Raw genomic sequence first — 381 nt, 5'->3', positions numbered from 1 at the left:
GGCCGAGGTGCCCGATGGCGGTGTGGTGGTGTTGGACGCGGGCGCGGTCACCGAACGCCTGGCGGCTCGCCTGCCGGTGGATCGCGGCTACACGGTGGTCACCAACTCGGTGTCGGTGGCGTCGGTTCTGGCTCCGCGTACCGATGTCGTGGTGCATCTGATCGGTGGGCGTCTGGACCGGCGGGCGGGTGCCGCGGTGGCCACGGACCGGGAGCTGGAGGGTCTGAGTGCGGACGTGGCCTTCGTCGTGCCCGGGGGCGTGTCCTTCGAGCGCGGTCTGACCAGCGTCGACCCGGTTCAGGGGAGGAGCAAGCGGGCGCTCATGGACGCCGCCCGCACGGTCGTGGTCCTGGCCGAGCACACCCGTATCGACCACGACCG

The 381-nt window shown here is 71.9% G+C and carries 1 protein-coding gene; it reads left to right on the top strand.

Going from position 1 to position 381, the window contains the following annotated elements; genetic code table 11:
* On the top strand, positions 1-381 hold a 381-nt coding region (locus ADL05_RS03045), incomplete at both ends, for a DeoR family transcriptional regulator (protein WP_156365695.1).

It is taken from the genome of Nocardiopsis sp. NRRL B-16309 (genome assembly GCF_001279585.1).
Classification (GTDB): domain Bacteria; phylum Actinomycetota; class Actinomycetes; order Streptosporangiales; family Streptosporangiaceae; genus Nocardiopsis.
This window is presented reverse-complemented; position numbering and strand designations above follow the sequence as displayed.